We start from the raw sequence: 2659 nt of genomic DNA, 5'->3' as shown, positions 1-2659 counted from the left end.
GTCCACCGCGACGCCGGGGGCGTACTCCTTCTTGCCGTTGAGCAGCAGGCCGAGGGTGACGGCCGGGTTCAGGTGAGCGCCCGATTTGGCGGCAACGTAGACGCCACAGAAGACGGCGATGCCCCATCCCCAGGTGACCATCAGGAACCCGCCGTTGTTGCCCTTGGTGCCTTTAAGCGCAACGTTGGCCACCACGCCGCAACCCAGCAGGGTCAGCATGCCGGTGCCGAATACTTCGGACAGGAAAACAATTCCAAGAGACATCTTTGACTCCTCTATTTTCTGTTGTCAGCCCTTCGCGAGTTTGAAGGGCCGTTGGAGCGGCAGCGGTTTCACGCTGCCGGTCCAGCCACCGCCGGTCCCCGGAGGGGCCCTGCGGTCTTCGTGCCCGGGCAAACCCGCCCGGGCACGCAAACTGTCAGGCGACCAGGCTGTGGACTTGGACGCCGTGGAAACGTTCCAGCACCTCCTGGGCATGGTCGATCTCGGCGGTCCGAGCCACCGTGTCCCAGCCCAGCGGACCGGACAGGATACCGGCGACTTCGTTTAGCAACTCCCCGGTCACGAGCCCGCGGAACGCGAGCGAGGTGCGGCGGACCAGCACGTCGATCAGGTGTCCGAGCTGCTCGTTTTGTGCCATGAATTCGAGTTCCCGCACGCTTAGTTCGCGGGTGGAGTGCAGCAGCCGGTCGGGCCCGGCGTCGAGGTGGGACATGACGTCCACGGCCCGCGTTCCGTAGCGGGTGAGCAGGCCGGCGGTCCGGGCCGCATCGCGGCCGGGGGCCATGTGCTCCTTGATCCAGCGCTGGACGCCGTCCTCGGTGTCCGGGAAGCCGGCGCCGCCGCCGATGGCGAGTTTCGCCGTCGAGACCTTCCGCTGCAGGCCGAGTTCGGCAAGGACGTTGTTGCTGAGGTGCTCGGCCAGGGCCCGGAAGGTGGTCCACTTGCCGCCCACGAGACTGAGTACGACGCCGCCCGCGACTGCGCGCTGTCCCGAGCCGGCGGCGGGGCCGGCTTCGCCCTTGGCGGGGCCGCGGCGCTCGATCCGGTAGTCGCGGCTGACGAATCCGGGCTGCGTGGCGTCGTGCCGGGGCAGCGGACGGACACCGGAGAAGGTGTAGACGATCTGGTCCCGGTGCACCGCCACGTCCGGGAAGACGTGCCCGATGAGGTCGAAGAAGTAGTCGATTTCGGCGTCGGTGCAGACGGCGTCCTCGGCCATATCGGCGTCGACGTCTGTGGTCCCGACCAGCACGCGGTCCCCCATCGGGTAGATCAGCACAATCCGGCCGTCCGTGTGCTCGAAGAAGATCTCCCGTCCCTGGCAGGCCTCAAGCAGTTCCGGGTGGTCGAGCACGATGTGCGAGCCCTTGGTGCCGCCCATGAAGGCCGAGGCGGCGCCCATCGCCTCGTTGGTAAGGTCCACCCAGGCGCCGGTGGTGTTGACCACGACGTCGGCGCTGAAATCGAAGACCTCGCCGGTCAGTTCGTCGCGGAGCCGGACGGTGCCGGCCTTCGCGCCGTCAGCTGCCGGGCCGCCGCCCATCGAGACGAGCGAGAGGTAGTTGCTGGCGCGGGCACCGTTGCCGCCTGCTTCGCCGGCCTTCTCGCCGTCCTGGAGCACGTCCAGGGTGAGCCGTTCCGGGTTGTGGACGGAGGCGTCGAAGTAGGTCGCGGCGTACTTGATCCCGGGATGCAGCCGCGGCAGTTCTGCCAGGGCCCGCTTGCGCCCACGGAACTGGTGGCGCGGCACGGTGCCGCCGTCGCGGGAGAAGAAGTCATACATGCTCAGGCCCAGCTTGATGAGGAAGGCGCCGCGTTCGGTGGGGGCGCCCTGCTTGTGGGTGAGGAACCGCAGCGGTGCCGAGAGGATGCCGGAGAACGTGCTGAAGATCGGAATGGTGGTCTGCAGCGGCTTCACGTAGTGCGGGGCGATACGAAGGAGCCGGTTGCGTTCAACCACGGATTCTCGGACGAGGCGGAATTCGCCGTTTTCGAGGTACCTGATGCCGCCGTGGATCATGTGCGAGGATGCGCCGCTGGCGCCTTGGCAGAAGTCGCCCCGTTCAACGAGTGCGACGTCCACGCCCTGCAGGGCCAGGTCGCGGAAGGTTCCGACTCCGTTGATGCCGCCGCCGATGATGAGCACCTGGGCGTGCGGCCGGCTCCGCAACCGATGCACGGATGTGCGCGGTGTGCTCGATGCTGGTTGGCCGGATGAATCCTTGTTTCCCAAAACTGCTCCTTGGGGCTTGGTACTGCGCGGCGCGCCACCGGGCACGTCGCCGTTCAAGACTATTGTTTGGACTAATGGAAAATGGAGTCAAGGACTATGCACAAACGTGCAGATCGGAAATGGAATGTCGCCGACCCGCCCATCAGATACCCTCCGCGCCGCCCAGCTGTATTACCTTCAGGACCTGACCATGGACGCCATCGCAAGGGAGCTTCGGACCTCCCGTTCGACCGTCTCCCGGTTGCTCTCCGCGGCCCGGGAAACCGGCCTGGTTCAGATCCAGATCCGCAGCCCCCTTGACACCGGACCGGAACTCGCGAGCATGATCCGTGCCCAGTACAAGGTCGATGTACACGTCGTCCCGGTCGTGGACACGCTCAATGAGGCCGAGACGCTGGACCGCGTGGCGATGCAGGCAGCCTG

At 66.5% G+C, this 2659-nt stretch carries 3 protein-coding genes; 1 reads left to right on the top strand and 2 read right to left on the bottom strand.

Going from position 1 to position 2659, the window contains the following annotated elements; all coding sequences use genetic code 11:
* Positions 1-264: aquaporin (locus tag AB4Y86_RS16375; RefSeq protein WP_441403235.1), on the bottom strand; the 264-nt coding region annotated here is incomplete at its 3' end.
* A gap of 154 nt (positions 265-418) precedes the next feature.
* Entirely contained in the window at positions 419-2236 is a 1818-nt protein-coding gene (locus AB4Y86_RS16370; RefSeq protein WP_441403234.1) for a glycerol-3-phosphate dehydrogenase/oxidase, read from the bottom strand.
* A gap of 124 nt (positions 2237-2360) precedes the next feature.
* Here AB4Y86_RS16370 and AB4Y86_RS16365 point away from each other — a divergent pair.
* Positions 2361-2659: helix-turn-helix domain-containing protein (locus AB4Y86_RS16365; RefSeq protein ID WP_441403233.1), on the top strand; the 299-nt coding region annotated here is incomplete at its 3' end.

It is taken from the genome of Arthrobacter sp. 2YAF22_2 (genome assembly GCF_052114645.1).
Lineage (GTDB): Bacteria > Actinomycetota > Actinomycetes > Actinomycetales > Micrococcaceae > Arthrobacter.
This window is presented reverse-complemented; position numbering and strand designations above follow the sequence as displayed.